16 protein-coding genes and 1 pseudogene are annotated in these 16,040 nt (G+C 61.2%); 11 read left to right on the top strand and 6 right to left on the bottom strand.

The window, feature by feature from the left end; all coding sequences use genetic code 11:
- Positions 1-50: 50 nt before the first annotated feature.
- From CAF87_RS06955 to CAF87_RS06970, 4 genes and pseudogenes are all read right to left on the bottom strand, one after another.
- Positions 51-560, bottom strand: a complete 510-nt coding sequence (locus CAF87_RS06955; protein WP_007953834.1) for a flavin reductase — start codon at positions 558-560, stop codon at positions 51-53.
- Between the two features lie 146 nt (positions 561-706).
- Positions 707-1,084, bottom strand: a pseudogene (locus CAF87_RS06960) (MerR family transcriptional regulator).
- A 51-nt stretch (positions 1,085-1,135) separates the two neighbouring features.
- Complete coding sequence (locus tag CAF87_RS06965; RefSeq protein ID WP_170929670.1) at positions 1,136-1,714, bottom strand: NAD(P)H-dependent oxidoreductase; 579 nt, start codon at positions 1,712-1,714, stop codon at positions 1,136-1,138.
- A gap of 42 nt (positions 1,715-1,756) precedes the next feature.
- Positions 1,757-2,638: a LysR substrate-binding domain-containing protein gene (locus CAF87_RS06970; RefSeq protein WP_085734066.1), complete on the bottom strand. Its 882-nt coding sequence runs from the start codon at positions 2,636-2,638 to the stop codon at positions 1,757-1,759.
- 82 nt (positions 2,639-2,720) lie between these two features.
- On the opposite strand from CAF87_RS06970, the gene CAF87_RS06975 reads away from it, so the two are divergent.
- Positions 2,721-3,485 (top strand): sulfite exporter TauE/SafE family protein, encoded by a 765-nt coding sequence (locus CAF87_RS06975; RefSeq protein WP_085734065.1) that lies wholly within the window; start codon positions 2,721-2,723, stop codon positions 3,483-3,485.
- Here the strand turns inward: CAF87_RS06975 and CAF87_RS06980 are convergent.
- On the bottom strand, positions 3,475-3,789 hold the full coding sequence (locus tag CAF87_RS06980) for a putative quinol monooxygenase (RefSeq protein WP_065261059.1): 315 nt from the start codon (positions 3,787-3,789) through the stop codon (positions 3,475-3,477). The genes CAF87_RS06975 and CAF87_RS06980 overlap by 11 nt on opposite strands.
- A gap of 201 nt (positions 3,790-3,990) precedes the next feature.
- On the opposite strand from CAF87_RS06980, the gene CAF87_RS06985 reads away from it, so the two are divergent.
- From CAF87_RS06985 to CAF87_RS07025, 9 genes are all read left to right on the top strand, one after another.
- Complete coding sequence (locus CAF87_RS06985) at positions 3,991-4,581, top strand: NAD(P)H-dependent oxidoreductase (protein ID WP_085734064.1); 591 nt, start codon at positions 3,991-3,993, stop codon at positions 4,579-4,581.
- A 60-nt stretch (positions 4,582-4,641) separates the two neighbouring features.
- Positions 4,642-5,553, top strand: a complete 912-nt coding sequence (locus tag CAF87_RS06990) for a LysR family transcriptional regulator (RefSeq protein ID WP_007953823.1) — start codon at positions 4,642-4,644, stop codon at positions 5,551-5,553.
- A gap of 103 nt (positions 5,554-5,656) precedes the next feature.
- Positions 5,657-6,550 (top strand): NAD-dependent epimerase/dehydratase family protein, encoded by an 894-nt coding sequence (locus tag CAF87_RS06995; protein ID WP_085734063.1) that lies wholly within the window; start codon positions 5,657-5,659, stop codon positions 6,548-6,550.
- A gap of 418 nt (positions 6,551-6,968) precedes the next feature.
- Positions 6,969-8,690 (top strand): carbamoyltransferase C-terminal domain-containing protein, encoded by a 1,722-nt coding sequence (locus CAF87_RS07000; protein WP_085734062.1) that lies wholly within the window; start codon positions 6,969-6,971, stop codon positions 8,688-8,690.
- Positions 8,691-8,754: 64 nt separating this feature from the next.
- Positions 8,755-9,930 carry an MFS transporter gene (locus CAF87_RS07005; RefSeq protein ID WP_085734061.1) on the top strand — a complete coding sequence of 392 codons (1,176 nt, stop codon included), beginning with the start codon at positions 8,755-8,757 and terminating at the stop codon, positions 9,928-9,930.
- Complete coding sequence (locus CAF87_RS07010; protein ID WP_085734060.1) at positions 9,896-10,603, top strand: HAD family phosphatase; 708 nt, start codon at positions 9,896-9,898, stop codon at positions 10,601-10,603. Before CAF87_RS07005 ends, CAF87_RS07010 begins: the two co-directional genes overlap by 35 nt.
- Entirely contained in the window at positions 10,600-11,238 is a 639-nt protein-coding gene (locus CAF87_RS07015; RefSeq protein WP_085734059.1) for a YdcF family protein, read from the top strand. The genes CAF87_RS07010 and CAF87_RS07015 overlap by 4 nt, the downstream gene beginning before the upstream one ends.
- Before the next feature lie 25 nt (positions 11,239-11,263).
- Positions 11,264-12,721: an amidohydrolase family protein gene (locus tag CAF87_RS07020; protein WP_085734058.1), complete on the top strand. Its 1,458-nt coding sequence runs from the start codon at positions 11,264-11,266 to the stop codon at positions 12,719-12,721.
- Between the two features lie 117 nt (positions 12,722-12,838).
- Positions 12,839-13,207 (top strand): glyoxalase superfamily protein, encoded by a 369-nt coding sequence (locus tag CAF87_RS07025; RefSeq protein ID WP_085734057.1) that lies wholly within the window; start codon positions 12,839-12,841, stop codon positions 13,205-13,207.
- On the opposite strand, the gene CAF87_RS07030 is transcribed toward CAF87_RS07025, so the two are convergent.
- Complete coding sequence (locus tag CAF87_RS07030; RefSeq protein WP_085734056.1) at positions 13,204-14,232, bottom strand: AraC family transcriptional regulator; 1,029 nt, start codon at positions 14,230-14,232, stop codon at positions 13,204-13,206. The genes CAF87_RS07025 and CAF87_RS07030 overlap by 4 nt on opposite strands.
- A 211-nt stretch (positions 14,233-14,443) precedes the next feature.
- Between CAF87_RS07030 and CAF87_RS07035 the strand changes: the two genes are divergently transcribed.
- Entirely contained in the window at positions 14,444-16,039 is a 1,596-nt protein-coding gene (locus CAF87_RS07035) for an FAD-binding oxidoreductase (protein WP_085734055.1), read from the top strand.
- Position 16,040: the final 1 nt, after the last annotated feature.

The raw sequence follows: 16,040 nt of genomic DNA on the forward strand, positions 1-16,040 counted from the left end.
CCTGTCATGACCCGCCGGCCGGCGTCAGCCGAGGCCGGCGGGTGTCTGGATCACTGCTCGGGTGCCAGGCGCAGTTCGTCGTTCAGACGGTAGTAACTGCGGTTGAAGTAGACCAGGCCTTCCGTGGCCTCGCTGTGTTGCTGCAGCTCGAGAATTTCACAGTAGAAGATGCTGTGAGTGCCCACTTCATCGACCTTGCTGACCCGGCAATCGAGGCTCACCAGCGCCTCTTCGATCACCGGCGAACCGGTCTTGAGGGTTTGGCAGTTCACGCTGGAAAAACGCTCCTGCATGCTCAACTGCCGATTGGCGAACGCCCCGGAGGTCGACTGGTGATCGCCGGTCAGGACGTTCACGCACAACACGCCATTGGTCTTGAAATGCTCGTGATTGGACGACGAGCGATTGACGCACACCAGCAGCGTGGGCGGTGAATCCGTCACGCTGCACACCGCCGACGCGGTAAAGCCGAAACGCCCCGCAGGGCCATCGGTCGTGACGATGGTGACGGCACTCCCCAACATCGCCATTGCATTACGAAACTCCGTTGAATCAACCATCGCGTCACCTCATTCCATGTAGGTTTAATGGAGCCGATCCGTTCTTCCTTGTCCGTTGTCGTTGTGCGAAAACGGGTATCGGGCAACACGTTCGCTCTGGCGATATAGTACGTATGTATACGTACCTTGCAAGCTATTCCTTGTGCTTATTTTGCAGTCGATACGCTCGACAGGCATTGCTGTTGCGCGTGTTCAAGACTGGCCTCCAGCGCGCTCAGTTCCTCTTGCTGGCGGGTGAGTTTCGAGAGCTGCGCCGCGATTTCCTGTTGTTTGCCGGCAATCGCGCGGCGGGCCTTTTCATAGGGCGTCAGTTCAGGCTGGCCGGCAAAGATCGCCTGCAATTCCCTGAGGCGAAAACCCAGTGCCTGTGCGCATTTGATAAAACTCAGCAGTTCGACCGTCTGCGGGTCTTAAACCCGGTATTTGCCCTGGCGCGGGGCCTCGGGCAGCAGGCCGATCGACTCGTAGTGGCGGATGGTCTTGATCGTGGTTCCCGAACGCTGTGCGGCCTGGCCGATGTACATGTGCAAATCCCTTTTCTCCGTCAGCGGGCCAGAGCACCAATAGCGGAAAACTCAATGCCGGGCAATCGATCCGGCCTGCTTCAGCCAGGTTTCACGCTGATGGTCGCTGGCGCCGAGCACTGGTCCGAAGGTCAGCGTCCGGCGGGGTTCGATACCGCAGAACGCCAGTGTGTTCTTGCGCACCTCGTGAAGGCCGGGCATGCGATAGATCCAGCGGTAATACCAGGGCGGCGTGTCCATGGTGACCAGCAAATGGGCGCTGCGACCGTGCAGGAGTTTGTCGGGAAATGCTTTGCCCTCGCGGTATTTGAAAGCGAAGCCGGGGAGCAGGACCCGATCGAAAAAACCTTTGAGCAGCGCCGGAATCCCGCCCCACCAGATCGGGTACACCAGCGTCAGGTGTTCGGCCCACAGCAGGTCTGCCTGAGCCTGGAGCAGATCCGGTTCAAGGACCTGAACCTGGCGGTAGCCTTCGCGCAGGATCGGGTCGAAATCGATCTGGCCGAGGGACAGTTGCCGCACCTCGTGCCCGGCCTCGCGGGCTGATTCCAAGTAACGTCCGGCCAGTGCCGCACAAAAACTTTCGCTGGATGGATGGCCGAGAATCAACAAAATCCGCTTGCCCATCATGACTGCCCCTGAGGAAGAAACCCCAAGGGTAAAGTCTGCCCCTCAGGGCAGAGTCAAGGCGTCGAGCAACGCGCGGGCATAGGCGGGGAGGGCGGCGAAATCCCGCGCGCACAGCAACAGTTTACGCATGGCCCAGCCCTCATTCATCGGCACGGTCTTGAAGGCTTGCGGCGCGGCACGCTGGACCGCCGCCAGCGGTACGATGCCCAGACCGGCACCCCGAGCGACCATGCGCATCACGCCGTCGAAACCGTCGGCGCGGATGCGGATCTGCATCCGCGAGCCGTTGTGCAGGGCCTGTTCTTCCAGGTAAATCGCCAGCGCGCTGTCGGCATGCAGACCGATGAAGTCGTGGCGCAGGGCGTCGCTGAAACTGATTTCGGTCGCGTCAGACAGCGGATGTTCCAGCGGCAGAATCAGCACCAGCGGATCATCGCGAAAGGCTCGGGTCTGCAAGTCGGTGGTGTCGATCGCATCGGACACAATGCCCAGATCCGCCGAGCCCTGGCGCAAGGCATGGGTGATGCGGGCGCTGGGCAACTCCTGCAAATCGATGTCGAGGTTGGGATGCTCACGCAGGAAATCCGCGAGCACCTCCGGCAGGTATTCGCTGAGGGCCGTGGTGTTGCACAACAGACGCACCTGGCCTTTGACGCCGCGCGCGTATTCCGCCAGATCCTGTTGCAAGCGGTCGGCCTGTTGCAGCAACACTCGCGCATGTTGCGCCAGGGCTTTGCCGGCCGGCGTCGGTGTGACGCCACGGCGCCCGCGCTCCAAGAACTCGGTGCCCAACGAAGCTTCCATCGTCCGGATCCGCGCACTGGCCGCCGCCAGCGACAGATGACTGCGGGCGGCGCCGGCGGTGATGTTGCCGCTGTCGAGGATGTGCAGGTACAGGCGCAGGTCGGTGAGGTCGAAGTGCATGACGTGTGGCTCTTGCTGAGGGAGAGGCTGCCTCAGTGTATGACAGATTTTCAGTTCATCCGCGCAGGCGCACAGTATCGCCATGAACGCACTCGCAGATTTCTATCAAAACCTCGGTCTGGCCCTGTCTTTGCTGGTGATTGCGACCTTCGTCCTCGCCGGTCTGGTGAAAGGCGTGATCGGCCTCGGCCTGCCCACCGTCGCCATGGGCTTGCTTGGTCTGGCTATGGTGCCGTCGCAGGCTGCGGCGTTGCTGATTATTCCGGCAACCCTCACCAATGTCTGGCAACTGGCGTTCGGCGGGCATCTGCGCGGGCTGGTGAACCGGCTGTGGCCGATGCTGCTGGCGATCTTTTTCGGTACGGCCATCGGCACGTTGTGGATCGGCATGGCGGGTGGGCATTGGGTGGTGCGCGGGCTGGGCGCGGCGCTGTTGCTCTATGCGCTGAGCGGATTGTTTATGCCGACGCTGAGTGTCAGTCGCCGCCATGAACCGTGGCTGGAACCGCTGTGTGGCGTGATCACCGGCGTCATCACTTCGGCCACCGGCTTGTTCGTGATTCCGGCGGTGCCGTATCTACAGGCACTGGGTTTGAGCCGCGACGAACTGGTTCAGGCGCTGGGCCTGTCCTTCACGGTTTCGACCCTGGCACTGGCCGGCGGATTGCTCTGGCGCGGGTCGCTCGGCGGCGCGGAATTGAGCGCTTCGCTGCTGGCGCTGATCCCCGCCATGCTCGGTATGCTGCTCGGCCAATGGCTGCGCCAGCGCATCAGTGCCGTGCTGTTCAAGCGGGTGTTCTTCATCGGTCTGGGCGCGCTCGGCGCCCATCTGCTGATCAGCGGCTAGCGGACGACGCGCTGAGCATTTCAATCGGGCGGATATCGAAATCCCGCTCCAGATACTCCATGCGATTGGCGAGAAACTGCTGCATGTGGGGCAGGTTCGAGTGCACGTCCAGATGTGCCTGGCTTTCCCAGATCTCGTAGAAGATGAACAGGCTCGGATCTTCCTTGTCGCGCAGCATGTGGTACTCGATGCAGCCAGGTTCGGCGCGGCTCGGCTCGACATAAGCGCGGAAAAACGCTTCGAAGGCCTCGGCTTTTTCCGGGCGGGTCTTGGCGTGCAGGATGAAACCCTGGCGTTCGCTCATCGCAAAAAACTCCTCAGATTCAGATGGCGGCCAATCCTACGGCAACAATCGGCAATCGATTCGTGCGTTTTACTCAAATGAATTTTGCGCAAACGCGGCTTATTCCGCGCGAGGCGCATCGTTAATCTGCCGCCATCCAATTTCTCCCTTTGTCCATCCAGCGCTCTGCGCTGCGCATCGGCATCCGATCGAGGCTGTCCCATGAAAAAAGTGCTGTTGCTCAATGGCGGTAAAAAATTTGCCCACTCCGACGGTCGCTACAACACCACCCTGCACGAAGCGGCGCTGAGCGTGCTGGATCGTGGCGGTGTCGACGTCAAGACTACCTTCATCGACGAGGGTTACGACATCGCTGAAGAAGTCGCCAAATTCCTCTGGGCCGACGTGATCATTTATCAGATGCCCGGCTGGTGGATGGGCGCGCCGTGGACGGTGAAAAAGTACATCGACGAAGTGTTCACCGAAGGCCACGGCAGCCTCTACGCCAGCGATGGTCGCACCCGTTCCGACGCGTCGCAGAAGTACGGCAGCGGCGGTCTGATCCAGGGCAAGCAGTACATGCTGTCGCTGACCTGGAACGCACCGCAGCAGGCGTTCGATGACCCAAGCGACTTCTTCGAAGCCAAAGGCGTGGATGCCGTTTACTTCCCGTTCCACAAGGCCAACGAGTTTCTTGGCATGACCGGCTTGCCGACCTTCCTCTGCGTGGACGTGATGAAACGCCCGAACATTGAAGCGGATGTGGCGCGTTACGAGCAGCATCTGACCGAGGTGTTTGGCCTCAAGGCCTGACGCTCGGCTACTATCGAAGGCCTGAGCCTGTGCAGCAGGCCTTTCGATTCGAGGACACCCGTGAAAGCCAGATCCGATGAGTTGCAGATTTTCGTCTGCGTGATCGAATGCGGTTCGATCTCCGCCGCCGCCGAGCAGGTCGGACAGACGCCGTCGGCGGTCAGCCGCACGCTGTCGCGGCTGGAAGCCAAGCTCGACACCACGCTGATCAACCGCACCACGCGGCGCATGGACCTGACCGAGGAGGGCAAGTATTTCTTCGAACAGGCCAAGCTGATCCTCGACCAGATGGATCAACTCGAAGAGCGCCTGTCTTCACGTCAACAGACGCCATCGGGGCGACTGCGAATCAACGCCGCGTCGCCGTTCATGCTCCACGCCATCGTGCCGTACATCGACGAATTCCGGCGGCTGTACCCGGACATCCAGCTCGAACTCAACAGCAATGACCTGATCATTGACCTGCTGGAACAAAGCACCGACGTCGCCATCCGCATCGGCACCCTTGCCGATTCGACGTTGCATGCCCGGTCGCTCGGCTGCAGTCCGCTGTTGATCGTCGCCAGTCCCGCGTATCTGGAAAAGCACGGTGCGCCGCTCCAGGTCGCCGATCTGAGTGAACACACCTTGCTCGGCTTCACCCAGAACGAAGGCCTCAACCAATGGCCGTTGCGTTACGTGCACGGCGATCGCTGGCCGATCACCCCGGCGATCAGCGCCTCCAGCGGCGAGACGGTTCGCCATCTGGCGCTGGAGGGCCAGGGCATTGCCTGCCTCTCGCACTTCATGACTATCGACGACATTCGCGCCGGGCGCCTCAAGGTGTTGCTGGCGGAATTCAACAGCGGCTATCGCCAGCCGATCAACGCGGTGTACTACCGCAACTCACAACTGGCGCTGCGCATCCAGTGCTTCCTGGATTTTATCCAGAGCAAACTGGCGGCTTACGCCAGCGCTGATTTCAAAGGCTGATTCGTGACCCCTGCGCAACAGTGATTTGGTTGTCGACGGGTTTTTCCACCGGGTTCTGCGGTCGATACTCGTTGCATCACTTATTCACGCAGGGAGTTTCTCCATGAACGTATTCGTCACCGGCGCCGCCGGTTTTATCGGCGGCTCCATCGCCACCGGTCTGGTCCAGGCGGGCCACGCCGTCACCGGTCTTGTGCGCAGCGAGGAACAGGCCAATGAGCTGAAAGCACTGGGCATCACCCCGGTGATCGGCACCCTCGACGACAGGGCACTGCTGGCCGAACAGGCTCGCGCCGCTGACGCGGTGATCAACGCCGCCAGCAGCGACCATCGCGGCGCCGTCGAAGCCTTACTCGATGCCCTGCGCGGCTCGAACAAAGTGTTCCTGCACACCAGCGGTTCGAGCATCGTCGGCGATGCCTCGGGTGGTAAATCCAGCGACGTCATCTACTTCGAAGACAACCTGCCGGAGCCCACCATCGACAAAGCCGCACGCGTGGCCATCGACAACCTGATCCTCGCCGCGGCGAAGGACGGCGTGAACTCGGCCGTCATCTGCAACACCTTGATCTACGGTCACAGCCTGGGCGTCAATCGCGACAGCGTGCAACTGCCGCGCCTGCTGAAACAGGCGCGCCAAAGCGGCGTGGTGCGTCACGTCGGCACCGGTCAGAACATCTGGTCCAACGTGCACATCGAAGACGTGGTGGCGCTGTACTTGCTGGCCCTGACCCAAAACGTCCCGGGCACCTTCTACTTCGTCGAAAGCGGCGAAGCGTCGTTCATCGACATGACCACCGCCATGGCCGTGGCCCTGAATCTGGGCAAGCCACAAGACTGGCCGCTGAAAGACGCCGAAGCGGAGTGGGGCTACGAAATGGCCAACTACGGCCTCGGCTCCAACAGCCGGGTACGCGGCAAACACGCCCGCGAACTGCTGGGCTGGGCGCCGAAGCGTACGTCGGTGGTTGATTGGATTCGCAACGAAATGGTGTGAGTCCACACACCAAACTTGAACCTGTGGGAGCCAACCGGCTCCCACAGGTTTTTTTATGCCCCGGAAAAGAAGGACAGGATGCCGAGGCTCATCGAAACGTTCAGACATTTCCTACTAGTCTGATCCCCGCACAGGCATGGCCAACGCAACTGGCCGGTTTGTAGGATAGCGGGCACCCACTGGTTGTCTGGCCATGAGGCCAGGTCGGTGGGTAACGCCCGTGGAAATTTTTTGCAAAAGGAATTTGCGATGGCAATACGCACCTCTGCTGCCTGCTTGTAAAGGCACATCCCGGGCGAACCAGACGATTTCGCCTCCTCACGGTTCATGACACGGCACCAAGCGCCCTGGCTGGAGCATTGCGCTCTTCGGTCGTGGGCAAACTCATCCGCGAAATTGGCAAGAACAAGGAGTAGTTATGGTCATTTTGGGCATTACCAATAACGATTTGTCGGGCGCTTGCCTGGTACGTGATGGTCAGATTCTCTCGGCAGTCAGCGAAGAGCGTTTCACCCGGATCAAGGACCACAAGATCTGGCCCGCCAAATCCATCGAGTTTGTCTTGAGTCAGGCCGGCGTGTCGCTGGAAGATCTCGACTACGTGGCTTACGGATGGAATGCCGGTTTCAACGCCGATAAACACCTTGAGCTGTATTTCGACCGGATCGTCGAGGAGGTCCGGAACAACCCCGAGGGCCTGGCGCAGTTCCGCCAGCGTGTCACCGATGAAGTCCGCAACGACAGAGAGAAGCGCGCCGAATTCGACCGGTACATCGCTGCCAATGGCTTGACCGGCAAGGCGTATTACATCGATCACCACGAGTGCCATGCCCTCGGTGCTTATGTCTGCTCGCCGTTCGATGAGGCCTTGACCCTGACTTGTGACGGGCGCGGCGACTTCCAGTCCCTGACCGTGACCTGGTACAGCCCGACCGAAACCACGGTACTGCAACGAGAAACCAGCATCGACAGCCTGGGTTACTTCTACGGCCGGATCACTCACTTGCTGGGCTACAAACCGAACCGTCATGAAGGCAAGGTCACGGGCCTGGCCGCGTTCGGCGATCCGCAGAAGCTGCTGGGGGTGATGCAGCAGATGATCCGTTTCGAAGACGGGCGCATCAAGGCAAGTTGCGGCGACCTGTTCGTGCCGTCCTACAACAACTACAGCGAATCACTGGAAACCCTTTTCTCCCGGGAAACCCCCGAGGACATCGCCGCCGCCGTGCAGCGCCACTCCGAAGACTTGCTGGTGGCGGTCGTCAAACATCATCTGGAACAACGCGGCAGCACCAATCTGTGCCTGGCCGGCGGCGTGTTTGGCAACGTCAAACTCAACCAGCGCCTGCGCGAGATTCCCGGCGTTAAAAACGTCTATGTGCTGCCGTGCATGGGCGATGGTGGCCTGGCACTGGCGGCGGCCGTCGGGGCGGCGTACCTGGAGAACGGCACCCGCTTCAAGAACCCGGTAATGACCCTCGGCCCGGATTCGCGCAGCGTTTCGCAGAACATCAACCTGATCCATCGCGACTATCCCGAGCTCGGTTACCACACCCCGTCGAACATCATCGATGTGCTGACCGACGCACTGATGGAAAACCAGGTGCTGGGCATGTTCAAGGGCAAGATGGAGTTCGGCCCGCGCTCACTGTGCAACCGCAGCATCGTCTATCACGCGCAGGATGGCGAAGTGAACGACTGGCTGAACAAGCGCATGCACCGCACGGAGTTCATGCCGTTCGGCCCGGTCACCGCCATTGAACAGGCAGCGGCCTGCTACGTTGGCTGGGATGAGGATCAAGTCGCGGCAGACACCATGACCATGACCTACGATTGTCATCCGCAGTTCAGCGAAGCCAGTCCGGCAGTCGTGCACATCGACGGCACCGCGCGGCCGCAGATCATTCGCCCGGAGCGCGATGCGTTCATGCATCGCCTGTTGAATGCCTGGCATGAGCGGACGGGTCAGGCGGCGTTGATCAACACCTCGTTCAATCGCCATGAAGAGCCGATCGTGTGTTCGTCTCAGGATGCACTGGATGCGCTGAAAGAAGGGATGGTCGATCTGGTGGTGATGAGTGAGTCGCTGATTGTCTGGCGCAAAGGCAAAAACAGCTTCACCCAGCAACGCTTCGAATAACGCAAGGATGGTTACAGGGCTCCGCTGGAGCCCTGCTCAGGAGTATCGAGCGTATGGTTGATTCATGTATCTGATCTTTTTCGGGTTCTTTGCCGCGGAAGGGATCATCTATCCGTTCTGGCCGACCTGGCTGAATTCGCTGGGTTTCAGCGCCAGCCAGATTGGCCTGCTGATCGCGGCGGTCTATTGGCCCCAGGTGGTGACCGGAGTGTTGATCACCTACGTGGCCGACTGGCGCGTGGACCAACTGCGGCTCGCGGCTTTTCTCGGTTTCTCGGCAGCGTTGTGTACGTTGCTGTTCTATTTCATGCCGGTGCACCTGTGGGGATTCGTGTGCCTGAGCATTCTGTTCGGCGGGCTGTGGATGGTGGTGTTGCCGCTGTCCGAGTCCTATCTGCTCAAGCGTGACAAGCAAGCCCTGCAGAACTATGGCTGGGTCCGCGCGGTGGGCTCCTCGGCCTTTATCCTGACATCGACCCTCGGCGGCCTGTTGTTTGCGCAGTACAACCAGTCGTGGGTGCCGGTGGTGATTGCCGCGTGCATGTTGCTCACCGCGCTGGCGTGCCTGTGGCTGAAGCGTCAGGTCACGCTGGCGCATCTGCAACCCCCCGAGCGTGCGACGAAGCGGCCCGACTGGAAGGCGCTGTTCGCCCAAAAGGGCCTGCTGATCGCGATTGCCGCCGCCAGTTTCATTCAACTGAGTCACACCCTGTACTTTTCCACGGCGTCGATCGGCTGGGGCGTGAAGGGCTATTCTTCAACCGCCATCGGGGTGTTCTGGTCAGTGGCGGTGATCGCGGAAATCACCTATTTCGCGTTCTCCAACAAAGTCCTGTCGTGCTGTTCGCCGTTGTCTATCGTGATGTTTTCCAGCGTCTGTGCGGCGGCGCGCTGGGCGCTGTTTTCCGACAGCGATGCGGTGCCGGTGATCCTGTTGGGGCAATGCCTGCACGCCTTGAGTTTCGCGGCGTATCACTCGGCGATCATGCGCTGTATTCGCGACCATGCACCACCGGATATCCAGGTCTTTACCCAGGGGGTCTATTACTCGCTGGCAGTTGCCTTGCCCATGGGGTTGGCCACACCCTTTGCCGGGTATCTGTACGAGACGCAGCCACAATGGTCCTGGTATGTCATGGCGCTGTTTGCCCTGATGGGGACCGTGCTGGCATTCATTGCTCACCAGAAAATGCGAAGTGCAACCGATGACACAACGAACGTTTACAGCCGTCTGCTTTGATATGGATGGCGTGCTGATCCAGTCGCGCCAGGTCATCGAACTGGCCTGGACCACGGTAGCGCGCAAGTACGGTGTGACGGTCGATCAGGCCTTCATCGACGATCACATTCACGGCCGCCCGGGCGGTTACACCCTGCGGGCCCTGTTTGGTCAGTTCGACGAAGAGCAGCGTGTGGTGATCAAGCAGGAAGTCGATGCCATCGAAGAGGTTTCGATCTGCGCGCTGGTGCCGGGGGTCGCTGCGTTCATCGCCGAATTGAATGGACGCGTGCCGCTGGCGCTGGTGACCAGCAGCTGGCGAGCGCGAGTCGACCACGTCCTGCAACAACACGACCTGACGTCGGTTTTCGACTGCATCATCTGCCGCGACGATGTGCGCAGTGGCAAACCGGCTCCCGATCCTTATCGTCTGGCCGCCGCCCACCTGGAGCGTCAGAGCGATGAATGCCTGGTCTTCGAAGACTCGGTCAGCGGTGTGCAGTCGGCGGTCAGCAGCGGCGCGCTGTGCATCGGTATCGGCGACGATCCTACGCTGACGGCCCACGGGGCACTGCGGACGTACGCGGATTTCACGGCGCTCCCGGTCTCGCAGGGCGGTGTGGATACACACCTTTATGTCGACGGCGGGCTGTTTATCAGTGGGAACGTTACCAAGAGGTTCGCACACTCATGACACCGACCTTGCGACACGCGACCGTCCTGTGGAATTTCCTGGGAGCAGGGCGCCAGCACCGTGAGTGTGAGCTGATCGTGGTGTGCGGTTCCTACGACTTGCGGGTCTGCGATTACGCCTGTCAGTTGCTGAAAAAAGGCGTCGCCCCGCATCTGTTGTTCACCGGCAACACCGGCAACTGGACGAAGCATTTGTGGGCACGCACCGAAGCCGATATTTTTGCGCAACGGGCCATGATTCAAGGTGTTTCGCCGGATCAGTTCACCCTCGAATCCCGCGCCACCAACTTCGCCGAGAACATCGCGTTTGCCAGGGCGTTGTTCCCGGACGTGCGCCGGGCGACCTTCCTGACCAAGCCGAATTCGATCCGGCGCGTGGCGCTGACCTTGCCCGTTCAATGGCCAGAGCTTGAGGCGTGGGTGGATGCGCCGTCGTTCAGTTTTCCGGGGGAGGTCAGCAACCTGATCGGGGTCCTGGGGCTGATCGACGAAATGGTCGGGGATATCCACCGGATCATGGTTTACCCTTCGATGGGCTTTCAAACCGAGCAAGTGATTCCCGAGGAAGTCGAGGTAGCCTGGCGCTACCTGATCGAACAAGGATTCGATCACCATTTGATCAAAGGCAGACACTGACGCCGCGCTGCCGCCGGAGACTGACATGCTGTACGACACACTGATTCGCAACGCCCTGGTCATCGACGGCAGCAACACCCCGGGCTACACCGCCGATGTGGCAATCCTCGACGGCCGCATCGCGCGCATCGGCGATCTGGGCGATGCCCGCGCCACCGAAGAGATCGCCGCCGCCGGTCGTGTGCTGGCGCCGGGTTTCATCGACGTGCACACCCATGACGACACCGTGGTGATCCGCCAGCCGCAGATGCTGCCCAAGCTCAGCCAGGGCGTGACCACGGTGATTGTCGGCAACTGCGGCATCAGCGCCGCCCCGGTCAGTCTCAAGGGCGATCCACCGGATCCGATGAACCTGCTCGGCACGGCCGCCGCATTCGTCTATCCGCGTTTCAGCGATTACCGCGCGGCGGTCGAAGCGGCCAGCACCACGTTGAATGTCGCGGCATTGGTGGGGCACACGGCGCTGCGCAGCAATCACCTCGATGATCTGTTTCGCACGGCGACCGACGATGAAATCGCCGCGATGCGCGAGCAGTTGCGTGAAAGCCTGGAGGCGGGCGCCCTTGGTTTATCCACAGGTCTGGCCTACGCCAGTGCGTTTTCGGCGTCCACCGATGAAGTCATGCAACTGACTGAAGAATTGAACGCGTTCGGCGCCGTGTACACCACCCATCTGCGCAGTGAATTCGAGCCGGTGCTGGAGGCCATGGACGAAGCCTTTCGCATTGGCCGCCACGCCCGTTCGCCGGTGATCGTTTCCCACCTCAAATGTGCCGGTGTGGGTAACTGGGGGCGCAGCCCGCAGTTGCTCGCGTCGCTGGAAGAAGCGGCGAAAACCCACCCGGTCGGCTGTGATTGCTACCCCTACGCGGCGAGTTCTTCGACGCTGGATTTGAAGCAGGTCACCGACGCCCACCGCATCACCATCACCTGGTCGACGCCTCACCCGGAAGTCAGCGGCCGCGACCTGGCCGCCATCGCGGCCGAATGGACGATGCCACTGCTCGATGCCGCCAGACGCCTGCAGCCGGCGGGCGCGGTGTATTACGGCATGGACGAGAACGACGTGCGCCGGATCCTCGCCCATCCGCTGACGATGGTCGGTTCCGACGGCTTGCCGGAAGATCCGTTCCCCCATCCGCGCCTGTGGGGCGCTTTCCCACGGGTGCTCGGCCATTTCAGTCGCGACGTCGGCCTGTTTCCGCTGCACACCGCCGTGCACAAGATGACCGGTCTGTCGGCAGCGCGTTTCGGCTTGAAAGAGCGGGGCGAGATTCGCGAAGGACACTGGGCGGATCTGGTGTTGTTCGACCCGGCAACCGTGCATGACGTGGCAGACTTCAGCGACCCGCAACGTGCCGCGCAAGGCATCGACGGCGTGTGGATCAACGGCGTGCTGAGTTATCGCGAGGGGCAGGCCAACGGGCAAAGGGCAGGGCGGTTTCTGGCGCGTGAAGGTGATCTGCGTGACAACTTTCACTGAGTTTCGCGGATTGCGTCACAGTGATGGCACATTGCGATTAAAGAAAGCCATCACCAAGCCGAATTGCTGACATCTACCCCGGCTACACTGCGGGGCCAATCAGTCAGGGAGCACCCCATGAGCTTCGGCAAAACCACCCCGATCCTGCGGATTTTCGATGAAGCCAAGGCCTTGGAGTTCTATGTCGACTTCCTCGGCTTCAAGATCGATTGGCAGCATCGTTTCGAACCCGGTTTTCCGTTGTATCTGCAAGTCTCCCGGGGCGAATGCGTGCTGCACCTGTCTGAGCATCATGGCGATGCGACACCGGGTTCGGCCCTGCGGATCGAGACCGATGAACTTGAGGCATTCCAGCAGCAACTGCTGGCGAAGAACTACAAGTTCTCCCACCCGGGGATTCAGGCCATGCCGTGGGGCAGCCAGGACATGACCATCGCCGATCCGTTCGGCAATCGTCTGGTGTTCACCAACGCGATCAGCCTCTAGCTGTCGTTCGCTACCCGGTGAGTCTGCCGAAACTCACCGGGCGGCATCCCGCGCCGGCTCTTGAAGGTGCGGTGAAACGAGCGCGGTTCGGTGAAACCCAGATACTGCGCAATGTCCTGAATCGGCAAGGTGCTGTTGAGCAGGTAGTGCTCGGCCAGTTCCTGGCGCAGTTCATCGAGGATCTGCTGATACGACGTGCCGGCCTGATGCAACTGGCGTTGCAGCGTGCGCACGGAGACGGCGAGATGTTCGGCCACCTGTTCCTTGCGCGGCAGACCTTCCTTGAGCAACTGGCGCAGGATGCTTTTGACCCGTTGTTCCAGCGATGCATCCTCCAGCGTCGCCATCAAACTCTGCGCGTGTTCTTCCAGGGTGCGCAGCAAATGCGCATCGGCCTGGCGCAGCGGCAACTGCAAATACGGCAACGGCACGATCAGCGCGGAATAGGGCTGATCGAACAGCACCGGGCATTCGAAAAACTGTTCGTACTGTTCCAGGGTCGTGTCCGCCGGACGTGAGTGCTCCAGCCACACAGCGGCCGGCGACAACTGGGTGTCGGCGATCCAGCGTGCATATTGCAGCCAGGAGCCGAGCACGTTCTCCACCAGATGCCGGCGAATCCGCGGGCGCTCAAAACGACAGCTCCAGATCAGGTGCACGTGGCTGTCCTGCACCTCGGCACGGCTGACGCCCATGTCGCCCACCAGTTTTTCGAACGGCATGATGCGGCTCATGGCGTCGCCCAGTGTCGCGCAGTTCATGGTGATGTAACCCAGCACGCTCCAGGAATTGGGCAGCACGAAATTCGCCGCGTTGAGGCCGAACAACGGATCGCCCGAGTGTTCGCAAAAGTAGTCGAGCAACCGTTCATGGGTTTCACCCGGCAGGCGCAGGCTGTTGTCGCTCAACTGCTGCGCCTGCAACCCGGCCGCCGCCAACGCAGGCTCGATGGCCAAGCCCAGATGCTCGGCGTGGCGCAGGTATTTGAGCAGTGGCGGAACGGAGGTGAAGCCGAGCGATTGCATGACCTAATTCCCTTGATCGAGGCCGCCACGGGCGGATGAGCGCCCTGAAAGGTAATTTGAATCCACGACTAAAGTAAATGGCTGACGCTTGCGCGACGTTTGACTCAATTGGCTACTCGAACTGGCCGGATGCGACCGTGACACTTTCCGCCGGCTGACTAGTATGAGGGCCTGAAATCTCACTGATCAGACTGCACAGAAGGACACACGCATGCGACGCTGGAACGGCTGGGGAGATGCAACCACGGTGGTCGAACTGCCGGCCCAGGGCGCAAGTTTTCTCCATGAGCGGCTAGGGGAAGGTAGAGCGCTGCCCGACGCCACGCTTGAAGCAGCATTGGCCCGCGTGCCGGTCTCGCGGCTGGCGGAACACGCCTTGTACAGCATCGACGCCCATGATCGTTTGCTGCATGCCCGGGGTCAGAGCCTGCCGGACTGGCTGGCGTTGCGTGAAGGCGCGCTGGGCAACTATCCCGATGCCGTGGCGTTCCCGGAAACCGCCGAACACATTCGCCAGTTGCTGGCGCTCGCCCAGGCGCAGGACCTGTGCCTGATTCCCTATGGCGGCGGCACGTCGGTGGCCGGGCATATCAACCCGCCGGACTCTGCGCGGCCCGTGGTGACGGTGTCGCTGGCGCGGATGAATCGTCTGATCGACCTCGACGAACAAAGTCTGCTGGCGACTTTCGGCCCCGGCGCCAGTGGTCCGCAGGTGGAAAGTCAATTGCGCGCCCGTGGCTACACGCTTGGGCATTTCCCGCAGTCGTGGGAGCTGTCGACGCTGGGCGGTTGGGTGGCCAGTCGATCCAGTGGTCAGCAATCGCTGCGCTACGGAAGGATCGAGCAACTGTTCGCCGGCGGAACCCTGGAAACCTTTGCCGGACCGCTGCAAATTCCAACCTTCCCGGCCTCGGCGGCCGGCCCGGATCTGCGTGAAGTGGTGCTGGGTTGCGAGGGGCGTTTCGGGATCATTTCCGAGGTCAAGGTGCGGGTCAGTGCGCTGCCGGCCGATGAGCGTTTCTACGGCGTGTTTCTGCCCAGCTGGAGCAAGGCGCTGCAAGCCATTCGGCGACTGGCGCAAGCGCGGGTGCCGCTGTCGATGCTGCGCCTGTCCAATGCGGTGGAGACCGAAACCCAATTGGCACTGGCCGGTCATCCGCAGCAGATCGCCTGGCTGGAAAAATACCTGAGCCTGCGCGGGGCCGGGCAAGGCAAATGCCTGCTGACCTTCGGCGTGACCGGCAATCGCAAGCAGAATGCGCTGTCCCTGACTCAGGCCCGTCAGCATCTGAAGGCGTTCGGCGGGGTGTTCACCGGCACGCTGCTCGGCAAGAAGTGGGCGCAGAACCGCTTTCGTTTTCCGTATCTGCGGGAGAACCTGTGGAACGCCGGTTATGTGGTCGACACCCTGGAAACCGCTACCGACTGGAGCAACGTCGACAACCTGCTCAACCTGATCGAAAACAGCCTGCGGGATGCATTGGCGGCCGAAGGTGAGCGAGTGCACGTGTTCACCCATCTGTCCCACGTCTACGGCGAAGGCTCGAGCATCTACACCACCTACGTGTTTCGCCCGGCGGCGGACTATCCCGCGACACTGGCCCGTTGGAAATCACTCAAGCACGCGGCCAGCCAGACCATCGTCGACAACCACGGCACCATCAGCCACCAGCACGGCGTGGGCAAGGATCACGCGCCGTACCTGCCGCGCGAAAAGGGCGCGCTGGCGATGGACACCTTGCAGGCGTTGAGCCGGCACTTTGACCCGGCCGGGCGCCTGAACCCCGGCACCCTGTTGCAGGAGTGAC

It is taken from the genome of Pseudomonas sp. R38(2017) (genome assembly GCF_002112395.1).
GTDB lineage: Bacteria > Pseudomonadota > Gammaproteobacteria > Pseudomonadales > Pseudomonadaceae > Aquipseudomonas.

Bases quoted from the DNA above. Each gene is read 5' to 3' on its own strand.
- CAF87_RS06955 (WP_007953834.1), bottom strand. From the start codon at position 560: ATGGTTGATTCAACGGAGTTTCGTAATGCAATGGCGATGTTGGGGAGT.
- CAF87_RS06965 (WP_170929670.1), bottom strand. From the start codon at position 1,714: ATGATGGGCAAGCGGATTTTGTTGATTCTCGGCCATCCATCCAGCGAA.
- CAF87_RS06970 (WP_085734066.1), bottom strand. From the start codon at position 2,638: ATGCACTTCGACCTCACCGACCTGCGCCTGTACCTGCACATCCTCGAC.
- CAF87_RS06975 (WP_085734065.1), top strand. From the start codon at position 2,721: ATGAACGCACTCGCAGATTTCTATCAAAACCTCGGTCTGGCCCTGTCT.
- CAF87_RS06980 (WP_065261059.1), bottom strand. From the start codon at position 3,789: ATGAGCGAACGCCAGGGTTTCATCCTGCACGCCAAGACCCGCCCGGAA.
- CAF87_RS06985 (WP_085734064.1), top strand. From the start codon at position 3,991: ATGAAAAAAGTGCTGTTGCTCAATGGCGGTAAAAAATTTGCCCACTCC.
- CAF87_RS06995 (WP_085734063.1), top strand. From the start codon at position 5,657: ATGAACGTATTCGTCACCGGCGCCGCCGGTTTTATCGGCGGCTCCATC.
- CAF87_RS07000 (WP_085734062.1), top strand. From the start codon at position 6,969: ATGGTCATTTTGGGCATTACCAATAACGATTTGTCGGGCGCTTGCCTG.
- CAF87_RS07005 (WP_085734061.1), top strand. From the start codon at position 8,755: ATGTATCTGATCTTTTTCGGGTTCTTTGCCGCGGAAGGGATCATCTAT.
- CAF87_RS07010 (WP_085734060.1), top strand. From the start codon at position 9,896: ATGACACAACGAACGTTTACAGCCGTCTGCTTTGATATGGATGGCGTG.
- CAF87_RS07015 (WP_085734059.1), top strand. From the start codon at position 10,600: ATGACACCGACCTTGCGACACGCGACCGTCCTGTGGAATTTCCTGGGA.
- CAF87_RS07020 (WP_085734058.1), top strand. From the start codon at position 11,264: ATGCTGTACGACACACTGATTCGCAACGCCCTGGTCATCGACGGCAGC.
- CAF87_RS07025 (WP_085734057.1), top strand. From the start codon at position 12,839: ATGAGCTTCGGCAAAACCACCCCGATCCTGCGGATTTTCGATGAAGCC.
- CAF87_RS07030 (WP_085734056.1), bottom strand. From the start codon at position 14,232: ATGCAATCGCTCGGCTTCACCTCCGTTCCGCCACTGCTCAAATACCTG.
- CAF87_RS07035 (WP_085734055.1), top strand. From the start codon at position 14,444: ATGCGACGCTGGAACGGCTGGGGAGATGCAACCACGGTGGTCGAACTG.